This window comes from Nocardia sp. NPDC004340 (assembly GCF_053602575.1).
In genome coordinates this window covers 53,795-80,400 of record NZ_JBSGDW010000007.1, presented here as the reverse complement: position 1 = coordinate 80,400, position 26,606 = coordinate 53,795, and the positions used below count along the sequence as shown (strand labels likewise).

The following is a 26,606-nucleotide window of genomic DNA, read 5'->3' as shown; positions in this document are numbered from 1 at the left end:
CGAAATTTCACAAACAGGTCGGTCGACCCTCAGGACTGGGGTACCGGGAGGTCGTCGAGGTGGATGCGGTTCTGGATGAAGCCGGTGAGCCAGACGTCGTCGAGGGTGGTGTTGTGCTCGGCGGGGATCATGCCGGGTTCGGCGTCGGGGATGACGGGGCGTTCGCTCATGATGGCGCGGCCGAGCAGGTGGGAGCCGTCCCAGGTCTGGCGGATGCCGAAGCCGGCGTGGATGTCGCGGAAGGTCTGCATGTGCGGGAAGATCTCCGAGCAGCTCGGCTCGGTGCCGTCGGCGCGGGTGAAGTTGACGAACAGTCGATTCGTTCGCATGCCGACCTCGGCGTTGTAGACATGCGCGACGCTTGCGAGATCGACCAGGACGATGGGCGTGGTGATCGTCGAGGGGCTGGTGCCCGTGTCCAAGGGGAATATCGAATACAACCAGCGCAATTCACGTCCGGCTTGGGTGACGTGATAGTGATGCCACGTTTTTCGCAGCGGGGCGAGCTGCTGTTCGTCGGACACGAACCGCGCGGACAGGGAACCGGCCAAGGTATTGCGGATGGTGTCGTGGGATGCCCGGGCGGAGCCGCCGATCCCGTCGGCGACATCGGTCATCCGCTCGGTGATGGCCGTCAGAACCCGCGAGTTCTCGGCGACCACATCGGACATCATGCGCGAGACCGCGCTGAGGCCGCGTTCGACGTTGGTGCGGGAGAACAGATCCTGCATCGACGCGCCGACGATGCCGCCACCCACCGCGGTGAGCGCCCCGGCGATGATGGTGTCGATCGGAGCGACGACCTTGCCGCCGGAACTCGAGATGATGCCCCACATCGAGCCCAGGACGGTGACGAGGATTCCGATGATCAGCGTGACTTTGGCGGCGGTATTGCTGCTCACCGGCAGTTCCGGTGGAGGCTGCGGAGTCGGGGTGGTCATGGCTGCGCCCCGGTGGAGGTGGCGGACAGCTGGAAGCGGGGAACCGGCGCCGCGTCGGTGCAGGCGAGCTGCGCGGCCAGGTAGCCGCTGGTGATGGTGAATTTGAAGCCGTGCCCAGAGCAGGCGCTGAGCAGCACGGCCGAGCGGCCCGGCAAGCGGTCGATCACGAAATCCTTGGCCGCCGTATTGGTGTAGTGGCAGGTCCGGACTTCGCGAAGGGTGAGTTGCCGGGAGTTCAGCGCCAGCCGTTCCCTCAGGTACTCGAGTTGCAGGTCGACCGATGCCTTCAGTTCCGCGTCCTCGATCGGCTGGTCGGCGTCCACGATGGTCGCGGGCTCGTGGACGCCCATGATCTGTAAACCGTTGCCCGCGTTGACCATCCCGTACCACTCGTCGGCCGTGACGTCCATCCAGCTGCACCCGTGACCGCCCGCGATGGGCTCGGTCGATTCGCAGACGATCTGATATTGGCGGGTAACCGTGATTCGAGCGGCGGCAGCAAGCGCGAATCGCCCGAATTGTCCACCAGCGGCGATGATTACGCGATCCACGGGTACGGGCCCGTCCGATGTCACCACGGTGACGGAGCCGCCCGTCTCGTCGATCGCCGACACGGCGGCCTTCTCGCGCAGGGTCACGCCGAGCGCATTCGCCCGGACCGCGAGCGCGCGCAGCACCGATGCCGGGGTCATCATCCCGGCATTGCGTTCGTAGACGCCGATTTCCCCGGCCCGCAGGTGCAATCCGGTCCGCGCGGCCGACTCACCGCCGGTGAGGATTTCGCGGTCCTGACCCGACCGTTCGAGCGATTCGATGACCGCGTCGGTCCCCGATTCCCCGCCGATCCCGAAGTGCAGCATCCCGCACAGATCGATCAACGGCATTCCGGTGTCGTGCTCGAGCCGCTCCCAGCGTGGCCGGGTATCGCGCATCAGCTCGGCGTAGAACGGGTCCGAATATCCGAACCTGATGATCTTCGACCGGCCCGCGGAGGCCGCGGCGTCCGCGCCGATGGTGCTCCGATCGAATCCGATGACCGACCACCCGGTTTCCGCTGCAGCCACGCACGCGGACAGGCCCGCGGCCCCGAGGCCGATGACGGCGACGCGTCCTGTGTGCACCGCTCGAACCCCCTCACCGCGATCGCTCACCCCGAGATGATTCTATCGACCGCGACCGGGGCACACCCGCCGAAACAGCGAAAGCCCGTGTGTCAGTTGGCTCCGGCGAACTCGGCGAAGTCGAGGCGGGTCTCGCCGTAGGTGCGCGACTTCAGGGGTTCGAACCCGTCGGGCCAGACCACTTCGGGTGAGCGGGTGGAGCGTTCCACGACGATGAGCGCCTCGTTGTGCAACCACCCGTTCTCGGCCAGCGAGCGGAGGTCGGATTGCACGTCGGCGACGTCGAGGTCGTACGGCGGGTCCGAGAAGACCAGGTCGTAGCGTTCGGGGGCGGCACCCGAAAGCACCGAGCCGACGCTGTTCTGGCGGAGGTCGGCGCCGGGGAGGCCGAGGTCGCCGATATTGCCGCGGATGATGGCGGCGGCCTTGCGGTCCGCTTCGATCAGCAGGGCGTGGGAAGCGCCGCGGGACAGGGCTTCCAGGGCCAGGGCCCCCGAGCCCGCGTAGAGGTCGAGGACGTGCAGGCCGTCGAAATCCATGCGGGCGTGCAGGAAGCTGAAGAGGGCCTCGCGCACGCGGTCGGAGGTGGGGCGGGTGCCCGCCGGGGGGACGCGTAGGCGTCGGCCCCCGGCGGTACCTGCCACGATGCGGGTCATTCGGCGGCGGTCTCGTTCAGGTTCACGTCGACGAGCAGGTCGCCGCCCTCCACCTGCTGGACCTTGGCGATGGCGACGCGGCGCACCACGCCGCCGCGCGGGGCGGTGATGGCGGCTTCCATCTTCATGGCCTCGATGGTGCCGATGGTGTCACCCGCGGACACCGAATCGCCTTCGGAGACGGCCAGGGTCACCACACCGGCGAACGGGGCGGCGATGTGGCCGGCGTTGTTCCGGTCGGCCTTCTCCGCCGCCGGGATCTCGCTGGCGATGGAGCGGTCGCGCACCTGGATGGGGCGCAGCTGCCCGTTGAGGATGCACATGACCGAGCGCATGCCGCGCTCGTCGGGCTCGGAGATGGCTTCCAGGCCGATGAGCAGGGTGACGCCCTTGTCCAGCTGGACGTGGTGTTCCTCGTCGTGGCGCAGGCCGTAGAAGAACTGGTTGGCCGAGAGCCCGGTGGTGTCGCCGTACTTCTCGCGGTGGGCGATGAATTCGGCGGTGGGTCCGGGGAACAGCAGCCGGTTGAGGGTGGCGCGGCGTTCGGCGGAGGTTCCGTTCAGTCCGGCCTCGTCGGCGACGGTGAGCTGAGTTTCCGGCTTGGCGGGACCGCGGCCCTCGAGGGCGCGGCTGCGGAACGGCTCGGGCCAGCCACCGGCCGGGGTGCCGAGTTCGCCACGCAGGAAACCGATCACCGAGTCCGGGATGTCGTAGCGGGCCGGATCGGCGGCGAAGTCGTCGACGTCGACGCCGCTGCCGACCAGCGCCAGCGCCAGGTCACCGACCACCTTGGAGGACGGGGTGACCTTGACCAGGCGGCCCAGCATCCGGTCCGCCGCGGCGTATTTCGCCTCGACCTCCTCGAACTGGTCGCCCAGGCCCAGCGCGATGGCCTGCTGGCGCAGGTTCGACAGCTGCCCGCCGGGGATCTCGTGGTGGTAGACGCGGCCCGTCGGGCCCGGCAGCCCGGACTCGAAGGGCGCGTACACCTTTCGCAGCGCTTCCCAGTACGGTTCGAGGTCGCACACGTTCTGCAGGTTCAGCCCGGTGTCGTAGGGCGAGTTCGCGGCCGCGGCGACGATGGCCGAGAGCGCGGGCTGCGAGGTGGTGCCCGCCATCGGCGCGGACGCGCCGTCCACGGCGTCGGCCCCGGCCTGCCAGGCGGCGAGGTAGGTGGCCAGCTGGCCGCCCGGGGTGTCGTGCGTGTGCACGTGCACCGGCAGGTCGAACTCCCGGCGCAGCGCCGTGACCAGGGTGGACGCGGCGGGTGCGCGCAGCAGGCCGGCCATGTCCTTGATGCCGATGACGTGCGCCCCGGCCTCGACGATCTGCTCGGCGAGCTTGAGGTAGTAGTCGAGGGTGTAAAGGTCCTCGTTCGGGTTGGACAGGTCGCCGGTGTAGGACAGCGCGACTTCGGCCAGGGCCGTGCCGGTTTCGCGGACGGCGTCGATGGCCGGGCGCATCTGGTCGACATTGTTGAGCGCGTCGAAGATGCGGAAGATGTCGATGCCGGTGGCGGTGGCCTCGGAAACGAAAGCGCGCGTGACCTTTTCGGGGTACGGCGTGTACCCGACGGTGTTGCGGCCGCGCAGCAGCATCTGCAGGTTGATGTTCGGCACGGCCTCGCGCAGCGCAGCGAGCCGCTCCCACGGGTCCTCGTAGAGGAAGCGCAGCGCCACGTCGTAGGTCGCGCCGCCCCAGCATTCGATGGACAGCAGCTCGGGCGTCATGCGCGCCACGTGCCCGGCCACGTCGAGCAGGCCGTTGGTGCGCACGCGGGTGGCGAGCAGCGACTGGTGCGCGTCACGGAAGGTGGTGTCGGTGACGGCCACGCCCTCCCGGTTGCGCAGCCACTGCGAGAAGCCTTCGGGGCCGAGCTCGAGCAGCCGCTGCCGCGAGCCCGCCGGCGGCGGCACGGTCAGGTCGAGGGCGGGCAGCTTGTCGTGCGGGTACACCTTGGTCGGCCGTGAGCCGTGCGGCTTGTTCACGGTGATGTCGGCCAGGTAGTTGAGGATCTTGGTGCCGCGGTCGGCGGAGCTCTTCAGCGTGAGCAGCTGCGGCCGCTCGTCGATGAACGAGGTGGTGACCCGGCCCGCCCGGAAGTCCGGGTCGTCGAGCACCGCCATCAGGAACGGGATGTTGGTCGTTACGCCGCGGATGCGGAATTCGGCGACCGCGCGGCGGGCCCGCGCCACCGCGGCGTTGAAGTCGCGGCCGCGGCAGGTCAGCTTGACCAGCATGGAGTCGAAGTAGGCGCCGACCTCCGCGCCGACGTTCGCGCCACCGTCGAGGCGCACGCCCGCGCCGCCCGGGGAGCGGTAGCCGGTGATGCGGCCGGTGTCGGGGCGGAACCCGTTGGCCGGGTCCTCGGTGGTGATGCGGCACTGCAGGGCGGCGCCGCGAATGTGGATGGCGTCCTGGCTCAGGCCGAGATCCGCGAGGCTCTCCCCCGCCGCGATGCGCAGCTGCGACTGCACCAGGTCGACGTCGGTGATCTCCTCGGTCACCGTGTGCTCGACCTGGATGCGCGGGTTCATCTCGATGAACACGTGGTTGCCGCGCTCGTCGAGCAGGAACTCCACGGTGCCCGCGCAGGAGTAGCCGATCTGCTTGGCGAAGGCCACGGCGTCGGCGCAAATGCGGTCGCGCAGTGCGGGATCCAGGTTCGGGGCGGGCGCGAGCTCGATCACCTTCTGGTGGCGACGCTGCAGCGAGCAGTCGCGCTCGTAGAGGTGGATGACATTGCCCTGCTGGTCGGCGAGGATCTGCACCTCGATGTGGCGGGGGTTGACCACCGCCTGCTCGAGGAACACGGTCGCGTCGCCGAACGCGGATTCGGCCTCGCGCGCGGCGGCCTCGATGGACTCGCGCAGCTGGGCCGGGTCCGCGACGCGGCGCATACCGCGACCGCCGCCACCGGCGACGGCCTTCACGAACAGCGGGAACTCCATCGACTCCGCGGCCGTCATCAGCGCGTCCACGTCGGCGGACGGTTCGCTGGACCGCAGCACCGGCAGTCCGGCGGCCTTGGCCGCGGCGATGGCGCGGGCCTTGTTGCCGGTCAGTTCGAGGACCGAGGCGGCCGGGCCGATGAAGGTGATCCCCTCACGGGCACAGGCGGCGGCCAGGTCCGGGTTCTCCGACAGGAAGCCGTACCCGGGGTAGATGGCGTCCGCGCCCGCGCTCTTGGCGGCCTCGATGATGCCCTCGACCGACAGGTACGCGCGGACCGGGTGACCGGGCTCACCGATCTGGTACGCCTCGTCGGCCTTGAGCCGGTGCACGGAGTTGCGGTCCTCGTACGGAAAAACCGCGACGGTACCGATGCCGAGTTCGTAGGCCGCGCGGAAGGCGCGAATGGCGATCTCGCCGCGGTTGGCGACCAGGACTTTGGAGAACATGCGTAGAAGGTACCTGCCCGGGGATACGGATCGGGCATCGAAGTCCCGTTCGGTGCAATCTTCACAGGCCGGACTCTCCGCTTGCGAATTTGTGTTAATCACCGCGATACATGCCTGCCGGTGAGGGCTACGCGCCTCCGACCACGGAATTCGCCGCCGTGCTAACGGAGACCGGCCCGGAAGCGGCCGGGCGGGGCGCGCGGACCGAGACGTCACGGTGCCCGGATTGCCGCGCGATCGTGTCCGAGACCACACCCGGCGCGTCCGAAGGCGCGCGAGAAGTCTTGAGCGACGGTAAAATCCGCCCCGGGAGGAGGGGACGGTGAGACTGTTCGCGGCGTTGATGGGCCTCACGATGACGCTCGCGGCCGGAACCGGCTGCGCGAGCAGCGTTCCCGGCCACCCGGTGCGGCAGCCGACCGACCCCGCGAGCCTGGAGGTCGGCAACTACCAGACCACGCCGCGCACGGTGGGAAATGCCAAGACCGGCAAGCAATCCCGGATCCGGGAGTCGCAGCGGCTGTCGGACTACGTGGCGCTGCCGTTCGAAGCCGACCACGACTACACCTACGAGTGCTCGAACAATGTCCGCCCGCACGTCGTCACCAACCACAAGGGCCTGGGCAATATCGTCATCAACGACACCTTCGACGAGGTCGCCCACGATCTGCGCGGTGGCTGGGTCACCACCTGGTGCACCGGCGAGAGCAGGGAGGAGAAGCACCGCAGGCTCAGCATCGCGGTGCTGGAACTGCCCGACGCCGGGCGCGCCGCGGCGGTGGGTCCGGTGCTCGAACACGACGACTTCACCTACAACAATGGCAATCAACCGGTGACGCTGGCCAAATACCCTGCGAGCACCGCGCATTGGCGGCCGAACGTGGCGTCGCTGGGCTCGTGGACGGTGCGCGACCGCTACGTCGTGTACATCAAGCTGGTGGACGAGCTGGCCGCCGCGCCGGATCTGGCGGATCTGAGCGCGCGCACCGAACGCATGCTCGACGTGGCGCTGCCGCTGCTCGACAAGTTCCAGCCCACGCCGGCCGACCAGTTCGAGCACATTCCGCTCGACCCGGACGGCATTCTCGGCCGCACCCTGCCGACGAATCCGGAACTGCCGCTGCGCCCGGACCCGGACGGGGTGTACACCGGCCGCGGCTCGTTGCAGAGTCTCGACGGCACGGACCTGGAGTTCCTCACCATCGGCGATGTCGATCTGGTCGGCTACGGCGACGCGCTGGTGTTCCACAGCCGCACCGGCGCGGCGGCACGCGCCCTGTGGGACAAGTGGAATCCGGCCAACGAACCCTCCGACAAGCATCGGGCCATCGACCCGCCGCCGCGTTTCCCGGGCGATATCGGCTGCTTCGCGGATCTGGAGAACGGGCGGGTCATGTTCCACCAGTGCACCTTCCACGTGGACAAGTACACCGTGCAGGTCGGCGCGTCCAACCTGGCCGAGCTATATCAGAAGACGGCCGCGCAGTACGTGCTGTTGACGAGCGGGTGACCGGATGAGACGACTGCGGACAGTGGCGTTGGCGGCGGCCGCCGTGGCGGTCCTCGGCGCGGGGTACGCGGTCGGGTCGTGGCCGGTGTCCGGACACGCGGTGCCCGGCATGACCGCAGCCGATCTGCCGAAACTGAAGGTCGGGCCCTATCCGTCGGCCCCGGCGGAATTCGTGCCGTTCTCCGGCACGGTCGCCGACGCGTACGCGATCGAATCGCGGCGCATGATGTCGTATCTGGCCGGACCCGACCGCATCGATCCCGACGTCCGGTATCTGGGCGGGGCACGGCTGCTGAGCAGCTCCGGCGGCGACTTCGACGACGACAACGGGCCGTTCCCGAAGAACTGGCAGCCGGTCGCGGAACGCAATCGGCTCATCGCGGGCGCCTACATCTGGCGCAACAACGACAGTGTGCGGGCCCGCAAGCACATCACCCTCGCCATCCAGCGCTTCCCGACCGAGCAGGCCGCCCGCGCGGCCGTCGACGGGTACTGGGAGGCGTTGAACGACCCTGGGCGGCACCCGATTCCGATCGACACCGCCGATCTGCCCGCCGATACCCACGACAGTGTGCGGGCCTCCTCCCGCACCGACGAGAAGGGCGAGGTGGTCGCGGCGCGCGGCGTGTACGTGATCATCGGCCACGCCGTGATCCCGCAGAACGATCCGGCGGCTCTCGGCACCCGGCTGCGGGACATGCTGCGCGCCCAGCTCACCGCGATGGCGGACCTGAAACCCACACCGCTCGAGGATCTTCCGGACCTGCCCGGCAATCCGGACAAGATTTTGGATCTGACGCTGCCCAATCAGTACGACAGCTCCGACTCCGACCAATACGGGGGTCGCGGTCGGGGCGGGGTCTACACGCCCGCGGGCGCACTGCATTTCGAGCGCGACACCGCGGTGGCGCGGCCCGCGTTCGAGGCGGCCGGGGTGGATCTGGTGGCCCGCAACGGGGCGACCGTGTACCGCACCCGGGATCTGAAGGCGGCCTTCGGTCTACAGACCGCGCTGACCCGGCTGGGCCGCGACGACGACGAGGTCCCGAACCCCGCGGGCATCACCGACGCGCACTGCGTGCGGCTCGACGAACCCGAGCCGATCCGCGACGCCACCTATCTGTGCGCGGTGGTCTACGGCCGGTATGTGGCGGTGATCGGGGCGCAGGCCCGGTTCAGTGGCGGCGCGCCCGCCTCGTTCGAGCAGCGGGTGTCGGCGCAGTATTCGATGCTGGCCAGGAGCGGATAGCGCCATGAGGATCGCACGATCGAGCACCCGGCTGCTGGCGTTGACGGTGGCGGCCGTCCTGGCCGGCGGCTGCGGGTCCGGCCCGACCGACCCCGCCGCGCCCGCGTCGCCCGCCGCGACCGTCGATGTGTCGCAATTGGATCCGGGGAACTATCCGGTGGTGCCGCGGCAGATCACCACCATGAAGCCCGACATCAGCGTCGCGGACGTGGTGCAGGAGGCGATCCGGCTGGGCGAGCACGTCCCGCTGCCGCTGGAGATCGACGAGCGACTGGGGTACGGGTCCGCCGGGCCGGCGATCACCGCGGACTATCCGCCGATGGGGATCGACGGCTTCAACGATCGCGCCCCCGGGCTGGTCGCGGGCTGGCAGACCGGGGGACGGCATCGGTACGACACCACGCTCGGGCTGAGCGTGCATATCACCGTGCTGCGCTTCGGCAAACCCGCGCAGGCCGCGACGGCCGCGGATTTCCTTGCCTCGCAGGCGAGTCCGGAGTATCCGGACAAGGGACCGGTGCAGATCCCCGGCTATCCGGCCGCGCGGGCCGCGCTCACCTCCCTCGAATCGGTGCGGGCCCTGTACCCGCAGGGCGAGTACCTGTACCGGCTGTACGTCGAGGACGACCTGACCGTGCCTGACGGTCCCGCCTTCCTGATCGACGTGGCGAAGCGGATGCTGGACAAGGCCATCGAATCGATGCGGGACTATCGCCCCACCCCGCCCGACCAGCTGGCGGGCCTGTTCAGCGACCCCGACGACCTGCTCAGTCGCGTGCTGCCCGCGGGCAAGGGCCAGTCCCGGGCGAGCGAGGGACTGTACGGCCCGCACGCCGCCCTCAGCCACGACGATCGACCGGTCGCCTCCCGCCGCGCGTACGCCGACGCCGGAATCGACGTGATGGCCAGTTCGCTCAGCAATATCTACCGGACGAAGGACGACGCGGCCGCCCAGCGCTTCATCGCCGCCTTCGTCGACGAATTGCTCGACCGCTACAAGCCCGTAGACCCGCCACCCGGCCTGGCGACGGCCCGCTGCCTGCAGTTGAAGGACGTGAAGTACGCCATCGGCGCGAAGTTCATGTGCTACCTGCCCTACCAGCGCTACGTGGCCGAGGTGTCCGCCGACCAGTCCCAGGATCTGCGCCAACGGCTTTCGGCCCAGTACAAGCTGCTCGCGTACGGGCACATCTGAGCCCGGACGGGCATCGTGAAGGTTGCTACATTCGACAAGGCCGGAATCCCGGCCGCGCGCTAGGAGGATGCGAATGCCGTTGCGGCCCGGCACTGTTGTGGGCGGACATCGGATAATCCGGGTGCTGGGCAGTGGCGGGATGGGGACCGTCTATCTGGTGCAGGATCCCATGTTTCCGGGGCGGCTCGACGCACTGAAGGTGCTCAGCAACGACCTATCTCACGACGAGGTGTATCGGGCGCGGTTCGCGCGCGAGGCGAATCTCGCTGCGGAAATGGATCATCCGAACATCGTGACGGTGTACGCGCGCGGTGAGGAGGACGGGCGGCTGTGGATCGCGATGCAGTACGTCCCCGGCACCGACGCCTCCGTGGAGTTGAAACAGCATCCCGAGGGGATGACGCCGCAGCGGGCGTTGCGCATCGTCACCGAGGTGGGCAAGGCCCTGGATTACGCGCATCGGCGCGGGCTGCTGCACCGGGATGTGAAGCCCGCCAACTTCCTGCTCTCCCGCGACGAGGACGCGCATCCGGGCGAGGAACGGGTGCTGCTCACCGACTTCGGCGTCGCCAAGTCGGTGACCGACGGCCGCGAACTCACCGCCACCGACGCCATGATGGCGACCCTCGCCTACGCGGCCCCCGAACGGCTGGTCGCCGGGCCGCTGGATCATCGCGGCGATATCTACAGTCTCGGCTGCGCTTTCGTGAAGCTGCTCACCGGGCGCACGCCGTTCCCGGTGAATTCCATCGCCCAGGCGACGCTGGGTCACCTCCAGGATCCGCCGCCCGCGCTGGGCACGCTGCGCGCCGATCTGCCGCCCGCGCTGGACGCGGTGATCGCGAAGGTGCTGGCCAAGGATCCCGACGACCGCTACGCCACCTGCCGGGACTTCACCGAGGACGCCGCGCTCGCCTTGCAGGGCCGGATGCCCTCCGCGCCGCCGATCGTCGAGAGCGAGCGGCCGACCGAGCGGATCACCCGGCCACAGCCGATCCACTCGGGGACCCGCGGCTCCCGCACCACCCGCTGGCGCGCCCTCGCGGTGGCGGCGGCCGTTGCGCTGCTGGGTGTTTCCGGCACCGCGGTCTACCTGGCCACACACCAGGATTCCGGCGGCGACACCGTCACTCAGACCACCTCCACACCCAGTGATTCCCCGGCCCAGGTCCGCGCCGCGCATCCGTCGTTCCTCAACAAGACGGTGGCCGCCTACAACCTCGGCGACAGTTCGCTGTCCGTCGACCTGGATTCGAGCGAGCAGGCGAAGTTCCTGCAGGACATCGGCTTCCGCTACGCCACCGACTTCCGCGCCAAGCCCGACGAGACGTCCCCGCGCCCGTTGTCCGCGTCCGGCGAGACGGTCCCCGACGTCGACCTGGTCATCATCGTGCGCACCGACAAGCAGGCGGGCAATGGCGGCCTGCGTGGCCTGCCGAGTTCCTTCCTGTCCTCCAGCCTCACCCACGCCCGCCTGGTCATCGTCGACGACCCGGCCACCGCCCAGGCCTTCCAGACCTGGACCCCGAATTCCACGGATGTCGCGATAGCGAAGATCGTCCCCGCCATCGCCAAGGTGCTCTGACCCCTCTCCATACCGCTTCCCGGAAGTCACTGCGCGCCAGCGTGATCCGCGTCTCACGCAGCGTTGGGCGTCCAGGCGCAACTGCGCCACTCCGGTTGGCGGGCCCCCGCCATCCTGTTACGCTCCGCCCCGAACAGGAGGTCGTGGTGCTCGGAAGACGGTGGGGGATCCTCCGATACCTGCTGGTCGCAGTCGTATTCGCGCTGACGGGTTGCGGTTCGTCCCCGGCCTCCCAATCCGACCCCGGCTCAACGCCTTCCGCCCACTCCAACCGTGACGTGTGCACCCGCATGCTCGACTTCTTCCACACCACCCTGGGCGTCCCCGAAGCCCAGGTAGCCGAACTCAGCCAGGGCACCATCAACGCCACCATCGGCATGAACGGCTCCTGCTACCTCAACCTGAAGCCCCGAGCCCCCTACGTGGCCTGGCTGACCCTCCGCAATATGCGCAAACCAGACCACACCGACCCCGAGGGCGGCCGCTACCACCGCCTCGACGGCTTCGACGAAGAAGTCTGGCGCTCCGCCGACGACTCCTTCCTCACCCGCATCGGCACCTGGGAAGGCATGATCGCGATCGACGACAAGATCGCCGCCACCAGCTCGGTCCCCCTCAAGATGACCGACGCCAAAGTCCGCGACACCATCACCTTCTTGATCGCCACCACCCGCGAACTCCAATAGCGCCACGCACCGACAGCGCCGCTACCGGCACTGCGCGGCGTAGCCGCCGAGGTGTTCCAAGGTCCGCCCGCCGGGCACGCCATCGTTCGCGCGCCCCACTGACGCCATGAAATCGTTCGGTAGAGTTGCGATTCAGCCGGGGGGAGGTCGCCTGGCCGACGATTCAGCTGAATGAAGGGTAGGGGCAGCAACGTGGACGAGGGGGGCGCACGAGCCGCGAAGATCGACAAAGCGATCGGGGAGGCGAGGGCGCGAGCGCGGGCCGAAGACCGCACCATGGCGATCGAGGTGGACGCGTGGGGGCAGATCACTCAGATCAAGTTGTCCCCGCATGCGGTCAGCGAAGGCACCGAACGGCTCGAAGCGGAAATCGTCAGACAGTACCGTTTGGCGCGGTTGGATGCGGAAACACAAGCGAACAAGGTCTATCAGGACATTGTTCGGGAGGAGACGAAAGCAACCGCCCCGGTCCGGCCGGAACCCGAATGGTCCGACGACGAGAACGGCCAGCCGTACCGCCTGTCGTCCAACCTCTACACGTGATCGCCGAGGACTCCCATGACAATCCCCGTTGATACCGGGAAGATTCGAGCCTTGGCCAATGTCGTCGCGCAGTGCGGCACCGATCTCGGCGGGTACGCGCCTGTCGCGGGGCACAGCCGGGTATGGGCGCGAGGTTTGGAAGGTGCGGTCGGGATGCCGGAATCACAGACCGCGGTTCGTGTCGAAGAGACCCTGAAGGCGCTGGACGAGGTGTTGAAGCTCCACGCCGGGAGGCTTACCGGTTTCGCCGACAAGGCTCGGCAGGATGCTGACGTGTTCGATCAGATGGAAGCAAACGGTGGGCATCTATACGGCGATGGCCGACATCGTCGCTCCAGCACTGGATTCCATGAAGAACAAGATCGAGGACATCCGCGATGTCGTCGAGCGCATCAAGAAATCCAAGTGGGACTTCTTCTATCAGCAGAACGGCAATGTCTTCTCGTACAAATCGAATTGGGAGACAGCGAAGCAGTACCCCTGGAATCCGTCCGCCGTGCTCCAGAAGACTTCCGATCAGAATTCGCTCAGTGGCGAGCTCAAAGATGCACTGGCGAGCCTCAAGGATATTGATCAGATCGCCCAGGCCGAAGTTGCTCTCCTGGTAGAACGGGTCGCCGACCCGGTCAAGATCGAACTCGGCAATCGGAACGTCCCATTGGATCCGAAGCTCGCCGAGATCCTCAAGACCAACCAGGTGAAGGCAACGGATCAGCCCGTGCAGCTGTACCCGGACGGAGCCCTACTCGACGCGATTCGGCTCGCCAATCCGGAATTCGAGCCGACCGTGATGACCATGGAAGAGAAGGACCTGCTCGACGAGCTGGTACTCAGCCACGGCCTGCTCGGTCTGAACAAATTCAATGACATCAAGCAGATGGCCAAGGATGCGGGCGAACAGTCCAAGTGGGAAGGTCAGAACCCGGACACCGAAGCCGACGGCCAGGGAGATGCACTACGCCACGCGTATTGGAACGCGCTCCTGACGCAGGAGTTCGGATCGGAGTGGACCGAGAAGTTCACCAATGCCCACGAACGATCGGGCGGAAATCCGGTCCACCGAGAGGCTATGGACATCTACAACAACAAGATGGGCCGGGATATCGGCCTGGCCAATATGGATGCGTCGCCAGAGGAGTTGAGGATCAAAATCGAAAACGCGATCGATCGGGGCGAGATGGTAGTCATCGACGGCAGAAACGGACAAACACCGCAGATCGCCTGGAGCAATATCCCGGCGGATCGGACTACATCGCCCGCGGGCGCGGAGATTCCACTGCCGGGGGTGAAGTGATCCGGTGAAGGCGAAAACCATAGGACTACTGGCCGTGGCGCTTCCCTTGGCGGTGGCATGTGGGGGCGCGGAGACGCGGAGTTCTCCGCAGGCGACGTGCACGGTGACTCATCAGCTCGGTGTCGAGGCGACGAAACAGACTGAGGCGGGCGGGCGTTTCGATGCGGCGCTCGCGGGAGCCGGGCGGGATGGGCAACCGGTGGCGATGATCGACATCACCCGGTCGGCCGGTTGGGCCGATGACTGGGATCGTCTGACCGAGGTGCGGGCGGGTTCCACGGATGAGCAGATCAACCAGCGGGCTCACACGACCGGGCACTGCTGGCAGGGGACCGGGCGCAGCGGGGCCGGGAATGGAAATGCGAGTGAGGGACCGCCGTCCGGCTACTACATCTTCACCAAGGACGACGGCGTCGGCGGGGCGGAGTTCGTTCACGCTGTGCGCTGGTACGGGGACAAGCTTCAGTTGAAGATGGGCGGTCGCGAGGTCCTGGTGCCCGACACCGTGATGGCTCGCACCGGCAACGGATACCTGCTCCCGACGCCGTAGTCCGCGCGCCCCAGCGGTTCAGGAAGGCAATCGGTGGGTTCGGGAGGGGATGGATTCGAGGCCGTCGCCGATGCGGCGGGCGGCGGCGGAGAGTTCGGCGAGGTAGTGGCGGCGTTCTTGGCGTGTGACGTCGGGGCGGAGGGGGCCGATCTGGAGTTCCATGACGGCGTGGCCGCTGTCGTCGAAGACGGGGGCGCTCATGTAGCTGAGGGGGAGGGTGGCGTCGGAGTCGAAGGTGGGCTGGTCGTAGGCGCTGCCGCCGAAAGTGGCCAGCTGGGCCAGGACTCGGCCGCGGAGGTCCTTGTCGCCGGGGTGTTCGGCCAGGTGGGTGGCCACGTCGGAGAGGACTCGGAGGCCGGGGAGGCTGTCGGGTTCCAGGCGCCAGGCGCAGTAGCCGGCGGTGCGGAGGGTGTCGAGGACGGCGCGATATTCGTCACGTCGTTCGGTGCCGCGGGTGTCGAGCCAGTCGCGTTGGCGGGCCTTGCCGGTGTGGGCGATGATCGCGGCGCCGGCGGGAGCCAGGAGGGGGATGCGGACGCCGGATTCCATGCCGACGGTGAGGCGGTCGCGGGTGACCGCGACGAATTTGAGGTGGCCGCCGCTGAGCGCGGTGAGGGCGGCACCGCAATTCACGCGGTCAGCCAGTTCCTCCAATTCGCGCTCCAACCAGGCACGATCGTGACGGCTCGCGGCGGCGCGGGCACCGATGGCGGCGAGGCGGCCGCCCAGTTCGTAGCTGAGGTCGGGGAGGCGGCGGACCCAGCCGCGGTCGGCCAGGGCGGCCAGGATGGAGCCCGCGGTGGAGCGGTTCAGGCCGAGGGTGTCGGCGATCTCGGCGGCGGTGAGCGAGTCGCGTTGGGCGGCGAGCAGTTCCACGATGGCCACCACACGCTGGGTGGGGGGCGAACTCTCGGTCTTGCCTGTGGGCACCACGGTCTCCTAGCCTGAGCCGCGGCACAAATAGCCGTACGGCTGGGTACGAATAGTCGCATCGAGGAGCAGGGCATGGCAACCAGGGCACAGGGGCCGAGCGGGTCGTGATCGCGGATTTCGCCGACCACTGGCTGCTGTACTGTTCCATCCCGCTCGTCGCGGCGCTCATCGGCTGGGTGACCAAAATCGTCGCCGTGCAGATGCTCATGAAACCGCTCGAGTTCAAGGGCATCCCGCCGTGGCTGGGCTGGCAGGGCGTCATCCCCCGCTCCGCGCCGCGCATGGCCACCATCGCGGTGGACCTCATGTTCGGCAAGCTGATCGATCCGCAGGACATCATCGCCCGCATCGACATCGGCGAACTCACCACGCGCCTGCGCGAACCCCTCGACGCGGGCGTCGACTACATGGTGCGCGCCATGATGATGAAGCATCAGCCGCGGCTGTGGGTGAACATGCCCGAGTCCGCGCAACGCGCCATCATCGAACGCGCGCAACGAGATCTGCCGCAATTGATCGAGGACATCGTCTTCGACCTGCGCACCAATATCGACCAGGTGATGGACCTGCGCGGCATGGCCATCAACGCCCTGGTCGACGACAAGTCGCTGCTGGTGGAGATGGTGCGCCGGGTCGGCAACAACGAGCTGCGCTTCATCGTGCGCTCCGGGCTGATCTTCGGCACCGTGCTGGGTTTCGTGCAGATGTTCACCTGGTCGCTGACGCACAATCCGTTGCTCATGCCCGCGTTCGGCGGTTTCACCGGCCTGCTCACCGACTGGCTGGCGCTGCAGATGATCTTCCGCCCGATCCGTCCGGTCGGTATCGGCCCGTTCAAATGGCAGGGCCTGTTCCACAAGCGCCGCGAGCAGGTCTGCACCGACTACGGCGACCTGATCGCCACCGAGATCCTCACCCCCGCACGCATTCTCGAGGCCGTCCTCAATGGCGAACGAGCCGACCGGTTGGCATCCCTGCTGAGCCGCCACGTCAGCGAGTTCCTGGAACTACAGACCGGCCCGGCCCGCCCGCTGGTCATGATGGTCGCCGGCGACAGCTACACCGCCATCGAACGCGACGCGGTCACCTTCGTCCTCGACCACGTCAAGGCCGCCGCCCACTCCGGGTTCGACCAGCACGCCATCGAGGCCCTCGATGTCCGCAGTCTGGTCATCGAGAAGACCAAGCAGTTGTCCGACGACGAGTACGAGGGCCTGCTGCGACCCGCCTTCAAACAGGACGAGTGGAAGCTGGTCGCGATCGGCGCGGTGCTCGGATTCCTGGTCGGCGAACTCCAGGTTCACCTGATTCTGGGGTGAGCCCGCCGATTTCGGGGCACATTCCGACCGCCGTTCCAGCCCGTCGGCGTGGCGTTGGTCGTACGATGGGCACTCGCGCGTAAAACCGCCGGTAGTCTCGAATTCGCATGCTACGCATGCTGGACGGCACGGTGAAGTACCACGCAGTGTCTGCGAAATCACCGCGAGTCTCCTCAAATTGCGATGTTTGCGAAGCCGAATCGGTAGCATCCCCCACGTGCGCAAGATGTATGCGGGGGCCCGACTACGGCGGTTGCGCGAGGAACGGCGGATGACCCAGGCGGCCTTGGCCAAATCCCTGGACCTGTCGCCCAGCTACCTCAACCAGCTCGAGCGTGATCAGCGACCGCTCACGATTCCCGTGCTGCTCAAACTGAATTCCACCTTCGACCTGGACGTGCAGTTCTTCGCCGCGGACTCCGACGCGCGACTGGTCTCGGACCTGCACGAGATCCTGGTGGAGGCCGCGGGCGGCAATGCCGCGCCGGTGGCCGAGGTCGAGGATCTGGCCACCCGCATGCCCGAGGTCGCGAAAATCGTTGTGGCCATGCATCGCCGACTACGGGCCGCGACCGACCAGCTGGATCTTCTGTCCTCCAAGGTGGCCACCCCCGCCGGCACACCCGGCGTCGCGATGCCCTACGAGGACGTGCGCGACTTCTTCTACGACCACCACAATCACATCGCCCAGCTGGATCTGGCCGCCGAGCGGCTGTTCGAGGAGAGCGGGCTGACCATCGGCTCGCTCGACCGCCAGCTGGCGCGGGTGGCCGAGGAACGCGCGGGCGTCACCGTCCTGGTCCGCGGCGACGGGGCCGACCCGAACATCCCCAAGCGCCACTACGAACCCGAGACCCGCACCCTCACCCTGGCCCGCCGGCTGCGGCCCGGCCAGCGCGCCTTCCAGATCGCCGCCACCCTGGCCTTCCTGCTGCACGGCGCCCTGCTCGACGAGGTGCTCGACGAAAACCCCGCCCTCAGCGGCGAATCCCGCACACTGGCCCGGATCGGGCTGGCCAACTACTTCGCGGGCGCGCTGATCCTGCCCTACGGCAAGTTCCTGCGCTCGGCCGAGGAACTGCACTACGACATCGACCTGCTGGGCCTGCGCTTCGAGGTCGGATTCGAGACCGTCTGCCACCGCCTGGCCACGCTGCAACGCCAGGGGCAGCGCGGGGTGCCGTTCTTCCTGATCCGCAGCGACCGGGCGGGCAATATCTCGAAACGCCAGTCCGCCACCGCCTTCCACTTCTCCCGGGTGGGCGGCAGCTGCCCGCTGTGGGTGGTGCACGAGGCGTTCGACCAGCCCGGCCGGATGCTGTCGCAGGTGGCGTCCATGCCCGACGGGCGGCGCTACCTGTGGGTGGCCCGCACCACCGCGCCCACGCCGAGCGGGTTCGGCGGCGCCGGAGGCGAATTCGCCATCGGACTGGGCTGCGATATCGAATACGCGGACCGCCTGGTCTATTCACGCGGCCTGGAGATCGAGGATCCCGCCGCGGCGATACCCATCGGAGCGGGCTGCAAGGTGTGCGAGCGCCCGTCCTGCGCCCAGCGCGCCTTCCCGCAGATCGGGCGGCCGCTGGCGATCGACGAGCACACCAGTTCGGATCTGCCGTACCCCCGTCTGCCCCACTGAGGCCGGTGAGCCGGAAGTGGGGCTTGCATCATGCTTGCCCTCATCCATTTTGGATATCCATTTCGCCCGATTGCATCAAATACCGAAAGGTATTAATACTGTCTAGTATTCTTGATCGCGCACCTGGAAAATCATGAGTTACCCGGATTAATCCGGCGTTTGCTCCCCATCTCCCGCGCATCCTGTGTAGCGTCTGGATTCGCTCGAAGATTTCTCGGAACAAGCGGTGGGCGGCAGTGATCGGTATCGACGGATGCCTCAAACGCATCATGGACATTCCCGGTGCGTGCAGCGTCACCCTCGTGGACGGCGCGAGCGGGCTGGCCATCGCCGCCGCCGGTCGCCACGACGTCGTCGATCAACACGAAGACGCAGCTGCCGCAACCGATGTCGTGCGCTCGGTGCTCACCTCCCCGGCCATGGCCACCGGCCGCCCCGGCGACGACATCACCGAGATCATCGTGTGCGGAACCGGCGGATATCACCTGCTGAATTTGATCGACGGCGATTTCGACGGACGGCTTTTCGTGCACGTTCTCTTCGACGGCGACACCGGAAATCTCGCCATGGCCCGATACCAGCTGCGGATTATTCTCGCCGAATTCTCCGAGGATGATCATGGACAGTGAACTCGTCATCGAACTGCGGCGACTGGAACAGCAACGCGGCACCGGCGTGCTCACCGTGGGCGATGGCGCATTTCATCTCGTCGAGGGCGCGATCGTGGCCGCCGATTGCCGGCGCACCACCGGACTCGATCGCCTGGCGATAACCGCCGGGCTCACCGACGCCGAGGGCTGGCGCCGCGCCCGGTCCGGAACCCCCGACCAGCTACCGACCGGCCCGCGGCTGGAAACCCTTGCGCTGCTGTCGGTCTTCGACGCCGCCTACCTGCTGCTGGCCGCACCCGCCCGGGTGGAGTTCCGGGAAGGGCCGGCGCACTGGCTGGCCCACGCCTGCCGGATCACCCCGGGCGCGCTGATCCACGAATGCGCCCGCCGCGGCGACCCGACCGCCGGCGTATGGCCGGTGGAGCTTGTGGATCGCGTCGCCGTGGTCCCGGTACGACGGGTGCAGCGACGGCGGGTGGTGCTCACCGGCGGCCAGGCCGAGGTGCTCGCCGCGGTCGACGCCCGCCGCAGCATCACCGGGCTCGCCGAGGATCTGGGCCGCACCACCTACGGCTGCCTGCTCGCGGTGCGCGAACTCACCGCGGCGGGGCTGATCGAGGCGCCGGTCATGGTGGCCCTGGCCGACCACATCGGCGCCGCCATCGAGCCGGACCGGCCACCGGCCGAACGATCCGCCGGCCCGGACGAGAACTCCGCGGCGGCAACGAATTCCGCCCCGCCGCTGCGCCGCCGGGTGCGGCAGGCCGCGGCGGTCGCCGTCCCCGACCGCTGGGAACCGCCCGACCGGGACGTCCTCATCCGGCTACGGGCGGCACTGGAGGAACTGGCATGACCGCGAACGGATAGGGAGGCGGCCTTGGAGGAGCTCGCGTGACCGCGCGGCGAAGGCGGCTCGGCGAATTGATAGGAAGGTTGACCAAAGTGGCGATGTCCGGCCCAGAACCGAACACGCAGGTACTCAGGGAGCTGAAGGCGCTGCGGGACCGGGTGCCGCAGTTGACCGGCACGCTGGTGGCGTCCACCGACGGGCTGCTCATCGCACACGATCTGCCCGCGCACATCGAGCCGGCGGGCATGGCGGCGCTCACCGCCGCACAGCTCTCGCTCTCGCACCGGCTCGCGTCGACCGCACACGGCGGCGGCTTCCACGAGGTGGTGGTGCACGGCGAGAGCGGCGACGTCGTCATCTACGCCGTGGGCTGGACCGCCTCGCTCACCGTTCTCGCCGGGCCCGGCACGAATATCGGCCGCGTGCACCTGGAATCGCGGCCCACCGCCCGGGCCATCGCCGACCATCTCGCGGCCGTCACCGGCGACGCCGATCCCGCCGCCGCGCTGCCGCCCGGAACACAGACTTCGAACCCCAAGTGAAACACCGATTGAAAGGAAACCCCATGTCCAACATGGATATCGCACTGAAGGACATGATGGTGATCGACGGCGCGATCGGCGCGGCCGTGGTCGACTACAACAGCGGCATGGCGCTCGGCATGCTCGGCAGCTCCAAGGCGCTGGATCTCCAGGTCGCCGCCGCGGGCAACACCGAGGTGGTGCGGGCCAAGATGCGCACCATCGACCAGCTCGCCATCAAGGAGGAGATCGAGGACGTCCTCATCACCCTGAGCAGCCAGTATCACATCATCAGGCCGATGACCGGACGGAAATCCAAGGGCCTGTTCCTGTATCTGGCGCTCGACCGCGCCCGGGCCAACCTGGCCATGGCGCGCCACCGCCTCAAGGGCATCGAGGAAGACCTCGAGGTGTGACCTGTTCCGCGCCGAACCCGGGTGCCCGTACGGGCGAATTCGCCGAATCCCCGTACGGGCGAACACCATTGTGAATCCCCATGACGGGTCACCATTTTGACAGCCGATACCGGGCACACTTCCAGCACCGAGCCGGTAGTGTGAACCGCGTCAGCCGATGCCAGACGGCGTTGTCCCGCATCGAGGACCCCGGCTGCTCTTCTTCGCCTCGCGTCCGAACCCGACTGTGAAAGGACGAAGGGAACCCGCTCATGACTACCAAGGCAGATCTGCCGGACGGACTGCAGATGCGGACCAGCACCGTCGGCGGTGCCAACGGCAGCTGCGTGCAGGTCGGCTACTGGCCCGGCCGCGGCATCGTGGTCGCCCACAGCAAGGAGGGTAGCAACGGCGCGGTGCTGCTCTTCACCGTGCGCGAGTGGGAATCCTTCATCGAGGGCGTCAAGGCCGACGAATTCCCCGCCGCCGTTTAGCCCGGCGAATGGGACGTCCACGCCACGAACGGGTTAGGTTCGGTGGCTGTGGCGTTCGAATACCGGGTCGGTGACATCCTCGAGCTGTCCTGTCCGTTCACCGCGGCACGGGTCACCGAGCTGACGGCGGACCAGGTCCGCGTCGAATGGCCCTGGTGGGCCGACGATCCCGACGGCGACGGCTGGAACGGCGTCGTCACGGTGCCGACCGGCCCCGGCGCACCCGGCTGGGAACACGAACTGTTCCGAATCCGGCCCGCCGACGGCGAACTCGCCGCCGACGCGCCGTGCCGGGTCGGGATTCCGCCGACCCTGGTGCGCGTGACCGGGCTGCGCGAGCACGAACCGCCGCGCGCCACCGGCCGGTTGCCCCGGCCGCGCCGGGAGATCGCCTACCTGCGTGCCGGACTCGCCGACGAGCCCGGAGCAACCGATCAGGAACCGGTGTTCGATCCCGACGACGGCATCCCCCGGACCGTCGAATTGCGATTCCGCCCCTACGCTTTCCTCGAACCGGGCGACGAGGTCGCCGACTCCTCCGGCCGCGCCTGGCGCTTCGGCGGACCCTGGGACTGGCAGCCGTTCGGCCCCGCCGCCACCGACGAACCGAGCTGGCCGCTGATGCTGCTCACCCGCGACGGCGACAGTGACGACGCCGCCGCGGTGGACGTCACCGAGGCCACCCTGTCCGGCTCGCACGAGGAGGAGATGGCGCGGTGGCGCGAACTCGCCGGGCTGGCCCCCGACGACGCCACCGCCGAATAGTCCGTCAGGACTTGGCCAGATACTCCAGACGTTCGCCGTCCACCGCCGCGCGCATCATGCCCGCCAGACCCGGATGGTTCTTCAGGCCCGGATCCGAGGACACGATCTCGCGCGCCACTTCCTGTGCGGCGGTGATGACTTCGAGGTCGTCGAGCAGCGACAGCAGGCGCAGGCTGCGGGCGGTTCCGGACTGGGCCGACCCGAGCACGTCACCCTCGCGACGCTGTTTGAGATCCAGGACCGCGAGTTCGAAACCGTCGGTGGTGCCCGCGACCGCCTCCAGCCGGGCCATGGCCGTCCCCATCGGATTGGTCTCGGTGATCAGCAGGCACAAGCCCGCGTGCTTGCCACGACCGACCCGGCCGCGCAGCTGATGCAACTGGCTGACGCCGAATCGGTCCGCGTCCACGATCACCATGACGGTGGCGTTCGGGACGTCGACACCGACCTCGACCACCGTGGTGCAGACCAGCACATCGATCTCGGCGTCGTTGAAATCCCGCATGACGCGGTCCTTCTCGTCCGCGGGCAGCCGGCCGTGCAACAGGCCCACGCGGAGATCCTTGAACGGGCCCGCCCCGAGCATCTCGTACATGTCGACGGCGGAATGGGTGGTGGGTCCTTCCTTCTCCTCCTCGGCTTTCGCCTTGCGGCCCTTGCCCTTCCCGTTCTCCTCCTCGTCGCCGATGCGCGAGCACACCACGTACGCCTGCCGCCCCTGCGACACCTCTTCGTGGATGCGCTCCCACGCGCGATCCACCCACGCCGGTTTCACCTTGGCGGGAACGACTTTCGAGGTGATCGGCGACCGGCCACGCGGCAGCTGGGTCAGCACCGAGGTCTCCAGATCACCCAGGGTGGTCATGGCGATGGTGCGCGGAATCGGGGTCGCGGTCATCACCAGCAGGTGCGGGCTCGCCGCGCCTTTCGCCTTGGCGCGCAGGGCATCCCGCTGCTCCACGCCGAACCGGTGCTGTTCGTCGACCACCACCATGCCCAGGTCGAAGAACTCCACATTGTCCTGGATCAGGGCGTGGGTGCCGATCACCAGACCGGCGTCACCGGTCACCGCGTCCAGCAGGGCGGCCTTCTTCTGGCCCGCCGACATGGAACCGGTCACCAGCACGATCTTGGTGGCGTTCTCGTCCGCGCCCAGCTCCCCCGCCGTGCCCAGATCGCCGAGCATCTTCGACAGCGACCGATAATGCTGGGCGGCAAGGACTTCCGTGGGGGCGAGCAGCGCGCACTGCTGACCGTTGTCCACCGCCTGCAGCATGGCGTGCAGGGCCACGATGGTCTTGCCCGAACCCACCTCACCCTGCAAGAGCCGGTGCATGGGGTGCGGACGCGACAGGTCCGCGGAGATCTCGTCGATGACCGTGCGCTGGCCCTCGGTCAGCTCGAACGGCAGCCGCTTGTCGAAGGCGGCGGCGATGCCGTCGGTGCGCGGCGGGCACGGCTTGGCGGTGCGGCCCTCGGTCTGATGGCGGCGCTCGGCCAGCACCAGCTGCAGGGCCATCGCCTCGTCGAACCGCAGCCGGCCGCGGGCGGCCTCGATATCGGCCTTGTGCTCGGGTAGGTGGATCAGGCGCAGCGCGTCCGACACCGGCAGCAGCGAATGCTCGGTGCGCAGCGATTCCGGGAGCGGGTCGTCGATCGGGTCCAGCTGATCGAGCACCTGCCGGATGCAGCGCAGCAGATCCCAGCTCTGCACCTTCGCCGTCGACGGATAGACCGGGATGAACTCGCGCTCGAAGAACGAGACATCCACTCCCCCGGCGCCTTTCGCGGTCTGCGCCAGCCCGCGCAGCGCGCCGCCGCCGCGCACCGAGGTGAGGTTCTCGATCGACTCGCCCTGCTCGGGCAGGATCAGATAGTCGGGGTGCGAGAGGTTCCAGCGGTCCGGCCGCCACCAGTGCACGGTGCCCGACATCATCGCCCGCACACCGTCTTTCACCAGATAGCGGACCTTGTCACCATTGAAGAAGGTGATCTCCACCGGGCGCGGGCCGCCGGTGTCCAGGTTCACCTTGAGCAGGCTGCCGCGACGATTCTTCATCGGGCGCAGATCGGTCTTGGTGACCCGGCCCATCACGGTGATGTGCTGGCCCTCCTCCGGCTGCTCCTCGGTGAGCGGCTGCCCCTGGGTGGCATAGCGCAGCGGATAGTGCCGCAGCAGATCCTCGACGGTCTGCATGTCGAAGTGCTCCTGCAGCGATTCCGCCGCCTTCACCCCGAGCACGTGATCGAGCCGATCAGCCAGCGTCGCCATCTATTCCACCCCGATCTGCACCAGGTCACCGGCCTGACCGCCCGGGTACACCACCACTTCCACACCCGGGAAGCCGGCCGCCACATGCGCGGTCAAGTCGTCGGAAAGCCCTTCGGGCGCATCGCCGCCCAGGAGCATGGTCACCAATTCCCCGCCCAGTCCCAGCATTCGGTCAAGCAGCGTGCGACCGGCGGCCCGCACATCGGAATCGATGACCACCACATCGTGGCCGACCAATCCGAGCCCGTCGCCCGCCGCGCACATCCCCACCATGGTCAGCGCGCGCTCCGGCGCGACCCGCAGCGCACCCCACCGGGTTCCGGCCGCCGCCTCCGACATGGCGAACGCGTCGTCGGCCGCGGCCCGTCCGGCATCGTGCATCGACAGCGCCGCCAGGCCCTGCACCATGGACCCGCACGGCAGCATCAACACCTCGCGCTGCCCGTCGCGCGCCGCCACACTCACCGCGACCAGCTCGTGCGCGGGCAGGGCCCCGTTGGGCAACACCAGCACCTCCCGATGCGGGATGCGCCGGATCGCCTCGAGCAGAACCTCCGAGGTGACGGCCCCCTCGATCACGACCGCCCCCGCGTCCTCGAACAAGCGCACCGCCCCGACCCCCGACGCCACCGCCAGGATCGCGCGATCGACCCTTCCCGCCGGCCTGTGCCCGGAATCGTCGAGCACCTCGATCCGGATCCCGCTCAACGCCCCCGCCGCCAGCCCGGCCTCGACCGCCGCGCCCGCGTCCCCGCAATGCACGTGCGCGGACCAGGTTTCCGCGCCGTCGCCCACGACCACGACCGAATCCCCCAGCGCTCCCAGCCGATCCCGCAGCTCGCCGATGCGCTGCTCCTCGGTCCCGCGCACCAGGAACATCACCTCGTAGTGCGGGACACCACCGCCGACCGCGGAGCGCAGCGCATGCGCACCCGAATTGAGTACCGCCGCAATGGAATTCGATGCGGATACGCCGGAGGCGTGCGCGGCTGCCGGATGATCGACGTGATCGCCGTCCGGACCGGCCGCACCGAGGCCGTACTCGTCCTCCGCCGCCGAGAACTCGGAACGGCTCGGTGATGCCGAGGACCCGGAACCGTTCACGCCCGTCCAGGACGCGGGTTCCGTACTCCGCGCCTCGCGGTCCGGGATCCGGGACGGCCGCCCTTCGGGCGCGCCCCGCCGGTACACCGGGCGCGCGGGCGCGCTGCCCCCGGCGGACACCACCAATTCGTCCAACAGCACGAGCAATCCGCGCGCTCCCGCGTCGACCACCCCGGCCTCGCCCAGCACACCCAATTGGGTCGGCGTCTCCCCGAGCGCCTTGACCGCCCCGTCCGCCGCCGCCAGCGCCACCCCCAGCAGATCCCGCTCGGTGGTATCGGCGGCGCGTTCGGCGGCCCGGTCCAGCACGGTGAGCATGGTCCCCTCGACCGGCGAGCTCAACGCCTCCCGCACCAGCCGCGCCGCCTGCCGCAGCGCGACCCGCAACGCCCGCTCGGTCAGCGGCCCCTCGGCGACCGCGTCCGCGATGCCGCGCAATACCTGCGACAGGATGATCCCGGAGTTTCCGCGGGCCCCGACGGTCGCCGCCCGCGCCATGGCGGCCGCGATGTCCCGGGCCGATAGGTCGGCGGCGCCCCGGACCGATAGGTCGGAGTCGCCCGTCGGGGCGGCAGCGCCCGACCGGGCCGCGGCTTCGGCCCCGCCGACTGCCGCCCGCATGGTGCTCAACAGGTTGGTGCCGGTGTCGGAGTCGGCGACGGGGAAGACATTGAGGGCGTTGATCTCGTCCCGGTGGCGTTCCAGGGCGGTGAGGGTGTGGCGACCCCAGTTCAACAGGGCCGTACCGTCGAGCGCGTCCGCTACCCCGGGCACCGTCACCGTCCTTCCGCTCACGTCGTGAAATCCCCTCGCCAGCCTAGTCGGGGCAACCGACACCGCACCCTCGCCTGACATTCGCACACCGCATACGAACCTGATGCCAGGGATTCGAGCTGCTGGGCGATTTGGGCTAATTTGTGTGTTCTGCGAAATTTCGTGCCGTCACCGGGCGAATCGGTGTGGCGTGTCGAC

Annotated in this window: 23 protein-coding genes; 16 read left to right on the top strand and 7 right to left on the bottom strand. The window is 68.4% G+C overall.

The window, feature by feature from the left end; genetic code table 11:
• Positions 1 to 29: 29 nt before the first annotated feature.
• The 4 genes from ACWEOI_RS25795 to ACWEOI_RS25780 form a co-directional block, all read right to left on the bottom strand.
• Positions 30 to 941, bottom strand: a complete 912-nt coding sequence (locus tag ACWEOI_RS25795; RefSeq protein ID WP_433671952.1) for a hypothetical protein — start codon at positions 939 to 941, stop codon at positions 30 to 32.
• Complete coding sequence (locus tag ACWEOI_RS25790) at positions 938 to 2,062, bottom strand: FAD-dependent oxidoreductase (protein ID WP_452361270.1); 1,125 nt, start codon at positions 2,060 to 2,062, stop codon at positions 938 to 940. The genes ACWEOI_RS25795 and ACWEOI_RS25790 overlap by 4 nt, the downstream gene beginning before the upstream one ends.
• Before the next feature lie 92 nt (positions 2,063 to 2,154).
• Positions 2,155 to 2,718 carry a 16S rRNA (guanine(966)-N(2))-methyltransferase RsmD gene (gene rsmD / locus ACWEOI_RS25785; RefSeq protein WP_433671950.1) on the bottom strand — a complete coding sequence of 188 codons (564 nt, stop codon included), beginning with the start codon at positions 2,716 to 2,718 and terminating at the stop codon, positions 2,155 to 2,157.
• Positions 2,715 to 6,119, bottom strand: coding sequence for a pyruvate carboxylase (locus tag ACWEOI_RS25780; RefSeq protein ID WP_433671949.1), 3,405 nt, complete (start codon positions 6,117 to 6,119; stop codon positions 2,715 to 2,717). Before ACWEOI_RS25780 ends, rsmD begins: the two co-directional genes overlap by 4 nt.
• A gap of 322 nt (positions 6,120 to 6,441) precedes the next feature.
• Between ACWEOI_RS25780 and ACWEOI_RS25775 the strand changes: the two genes are divergently transcribed.
• The 8 genes from ACWEOI_RS25775 (at position 6,442) to ACWEOI_RS25740 (ending at position 14,731) form a co-directional block, all read left to right on the top strand.
• Entirely contained in the window at positions 6,442 to 7,629 is a 1,188-nt protein-coding gene (locus ACWEOI_RS25775) for a DUF7373 family lipoprotein (protein ID WP_452361269.1), read from the top strand.
• A gap of 4 nt (positions 7,630 to 7,633) precedes the next feature.
• Complete coding sequence (locus tag ACWEOI_RS25770) at positions 7,634 to 8,878, top strand: DUF7373 family lipoprotein (RefSeq protein ID WP_452361268.1); 1,245 nt, start codon at positions 7,634 to 7,636, stop codon at positions 8,876 to 8,878.
• Positions 8,879 to 8,882: 4 nt separating this feature from the next.
• Entirely contained in the window at positions 8,883 to 10,073 is a 1,191-nt protein-coding gene (locus tag ACWEOI_RS25765) for a DUF7373 family lipoprotein (protein WP_452361267.1), read from the top strand.
• Positions 10,074 to 10,146: 73 nt separating this feature from the next.
• Positions 10,147 to 11,658 (top strand): serine/threonine-protein kinase, encoded by a 1,512-nt coding sequence (locus ACWEOI_RS25760; protein ID WP_452361266.1) that lies wholly within the window; start codon positions 10,147 to 10,149, stop codon positions 11,656 to 11,658.
• Positions 11,659 to 11,804: 146 nt separating this feature from the next.
• Positions 11,805 to 12,344: a hypothetical protein gene (locus ACWEOI_RS25755; protein ID WP_452361265.1), complete on the top strand. Its 540-nt coding sequence runs from the start codon at positions 11,805 to 11,807 to the stop codon at positions 12,342 to 12,344.
• Between the two features lie 192 nt (positions 12,345 to 12,536).
• Positions 12,537 to 12,887: a YbaB/EbfC family nucleoid-associated protein gene (locus ACWEOI_RS25750; protein ID WP_452361264.1), complete on the top strand. Its 351-nt coding sequence runs from the start codon at positions 12,537 to 12,539 to the stop codon at positions 12,885 to 12,887.
• A gap of 298 nt (positions 12,888 to 13,185) precedes the next feature.
• A complete protein-coding gene (locus tag ACWEOI_RS25745) occupies positions 13,186 to 14,181 on the top strand; it encodes a DUF6973 domain-containing protein (protein ID WP_452361263.1) in 996 nt (331 codons plus the stop codon).
• 103 nt (positions 14,182 to 14,284) lie between these two features.
• Positions 14,285 to 14,731 (top strand): hypothetical protein, encoded by a 447-nt coding sequence (locus ACWEOI_RS25740; RefSeq protein WP_452361262.1) that lies wholly within the window; start codon positions 14,285 to 14,287, stop codon positions 14,729 to 14,731.
• Positions 14,732 to 14,749: 18 nt separating this feature from the next.
• Here ACWEOI_RS25740 and ACWEOI_RS25735 read toward each other — a convergent pair whose 3' ends face one another.
• Complete coding sequence (locus tag ACWEOI_RS25735; RefSeq protein WP_433671941.1) at positions 14,750 to 15,661, bottom strand: helix-turn-helix domain-containing protein; 912 nt, start codon at positions 15,659 to 15,661, stop codon at positions 14,750 to 14,752.
• Positions 15,662 to 15,768: 107 nt separating this feature from the next.
• On the opposite strand from ACWEOI_RS25735, the gene ACWEOI_RS25730 reads away from it, so the two are divergent.
• From ACWEOI_RS25730 to ACWEOI_RS25695, 8 genes are all read left to right on the top strand, one after another.
• On the top strand, positions 15,769 to 16,983 hold the full coding sequence (locus ACWEOI_RS25730; protein ID WP_433671940.1) for a DUF445 domain-containing protein: 1,215 nt from the start codon (positions 15,769 to 15,771) through the stop codon (positions 16,981 to 16,983).
• A gap of 217 nt (positions 16,984 to 17,200) precedes the next feature.
• Positions 17,201 to 18,622, top strand: a complete 1,422-nt coding sequence (locus tag ACWEOI_RS25725) for a short-chain fatty acyl-CoA regulator family protein (RefSeq protein ID WP_433671939.1) — start codon at positions 17,201 to 17,203, stop codon at positions 18,620 to 18,622.
• Between the two features lie 236 nt (positions 18,623 to 18,858).
• Positions 18,859 to 19,251: a hypothetical protein gene (locus tag ACWEOI_RS25720; protein ID WP_357097539.1), complete on the top strand. Its 393-nt coding sequence runs from the start codon at positions 18,859 to 18,861 to the stop codon at positions 19,249 to 19,251.
• Positions 19,241 to 20,086: a hypothetical protein gene (locus ACWEOI_RS25715; protein ID WP_452361261.1), complete on the top strand. Its 846-nt coding sequence runs from the start codon at positions 19,241 to 19,243 to the stop codon at positions 20,084 to 20,086. The genes ACWEOI_RS25720 and ACWEOI_RS25715 overlap by 11 nt, the downstream gene beginning before the upstream one ends.
• 95 nt (positions 20,087 to 20,181) lie before the next feature.
• The gene (locus ACWEOI_RS25710) at positions 20,182 to 20,625 is read left to right on the top strand and encodes a roadblock/LC7 domain-containing protein (RefSeq protein ID WP_452361260.1); all 444 of its coding nucleotides are present in this window, start codon (positions 20,182 to 20,184) and stop codon (positions 20,623 to 20,625) included.
• A 23-nt stretch (positions 20,626 to 20,648) separates the two neighbouring features.
• Positions 20,649 to 21,020, top strand: coding sequence for a hypothetical protein (locus ACWEOI_RS25705; RefSeq protein WP_357097545.1), 372 nt, complete (start codon positions 20,649 to 20,651; stop codon positions 21,018 to 21,020).
• Positions 21,021 to 21,271: 251 nt separating this feature from the next.
• Complete coding sequence (locus ACWEOI_RS25700; RefSeq protein ID WP_357097547.1) at positions 21,272 to 21,493, top strand: DUF397 domain-containing protein; 222 nt, start codon at positions 21,272 to 21,274, stop codon at positions 21,491 to 21,493.
• A gap of 48 nt (positions 21,494 to 21,541) precedes the next feature.
• Positions 21,542 to 22,258, top strand: coding sequence for a hypothetical protein (locus tag ACWEOI_RS25695; protein WP_452361259.1), 717 nt, complete (start codon positions 21,542 to 21,544; stop codon positions 22,256 to 22,258).
• Between the two features lie 4 nt (positions 22,259 to 22,262).
• Here ACWEOI_RS25695 and recG read toward each other — a convergent pair whose 3' ends face one another.
• Together recG and ACWEOI_RS25685 are read right to left on the bottom strand one after the other, a co-directional pair.
• Entirely contained in the window at positions 22,263 to 24,530 is a 2,268-nt protein-coding gene (gene recG, locus ACWEOI_RS25690) for an ATP-dependent DNA helicase RecG (protein WP_433671935.1), read from the bottom strand.
• Positions 24,531 to 26,429, bottom strand: a complete 1,899-nt coding sequence (locus ACWEOI_RS25685; protein WP_452361258.1) for a DAK2 domain-containing protein — start codon at positions 26,427 to 26,429, stop codon at positions 24,531 to 24,533.
• Positions 26,430 to 26,606: the final 177 nt, after the last annotated feature.